This window comes from Bibersteinia trehalosi (assembly GCF_004346205.1).
Classification (GTDB): domain Bacteria; phylum Pseudomonadota; class Gammaproteobacteria; order Enterobacterales; family Pasteurellaceae; genus Bibersteinia; species Bibersteinia trehalosi.
The window spans coordinates 1-1,190 of sequence record NZ_SMAM01000023.1; the positions used below are offsets into that span (position 1 = coordinate 1).

Here is a 1,190-nt window from a genome sequence, read left to right on the forward strand (position 1 = left end):
GGTAAAGCCGAGTTAGTTACGGGTACAAATAGCACTGATGTTGCGACCGTTGGCGATATTATTGAAACGATTAACAGTGTGTCTTGGACGCTTGCTGGTAACGGTGCCAATGTGAGCCAGATTAAAGCGGGTGATATCGTTAATTTTGTCGATGGTAAAAATACAAAAGCCTCTGCGAAAGTAAACAATGGTGCAACCGAGGTGACCTACAATGTTGAAGGTGATCTCACTAATATCACAAGTATTACGAATAACGGCACCACCATTAAGTTAGAAAATAAAGATGGTGATAAAGCGATTAATGTTGATGGCGCAACCATTACGAATGTTAAAGCGGGTGAGAACGGTACAGATGCCGTAAATCTGGATCAGTTAAACGCGAGCAAATCGGTGGTTAAAGCGGGCAACTACACCACAGTCACCAGTACATCAGATGCCAATGGCACGGTTTATACGGTAAATGCTGAAAAATCGGTTGTTGTGGCAGGTACAAATGCCAATGTGACTACAACTACAGATGGTAAAGGGCTAACCACTTACAATGTAAGTGTAACGGGTGATTTAACTAACATTACCAGCATTACAAATAATGAAGGTAATAAATTAACCATTGGTAACGGCACTACGACAGTTGATGCAGGTAAAGCAAAAGTTAGCAATAATTCAAATGCAACAGATATTGCGACCGTTGGCGATATTGTGAAGACCATCAACAATGTAAGTTGGACAGTCTCTGGCAATGGTGAGGTAAAAGAAAATATTACCGCAGGTGAAGTGGTGAATTTTGTCAATGGCAACAATACTGTTGCTGTCGTGACAGCCAATACTTCAACTGGTGGTGCAGATGTTAAGTTTAATGTTGAAGGTGCATTAAGTAACATTACTTCTTTAACAAATAATAACGGTACACAAATCACCTTAGGTGATACCAACAACAATAATGTGGTAAATGTTAATGGTGCAAATATCACCAATGTTGCAAATGGTACAAACGCCACAGATGCGGTGAATCTGCAACAATTAAATGCCAGCAAATCAGTAGTTAAAGCGGGCAACTACACCACAGTCACCAGCACATCAGATGCCAATGGCACAGTTTATACGGTAAATGCTGAAAAATCCGTAGTAAAAGCGGGTAATAATGTCAATGTGACCACTGAAACTGATGGTAAAGGTTTAACCAACTATAC

Annotated in this window: 1 protein-coding gene; it reads left to right on the forward strand. The window is 40.3% G+C overall.

Features of this window, described 5'->3' with window-relative positions; genetic code table 11:
- Nucleotides 1-1,190: beta strand repeat-containing protein (locus EDC51_RS10780; RefSeq protein ID WP_409360080.1), on the forward strand; the 1,190-nt coding region annotated here is incomplete at both ends.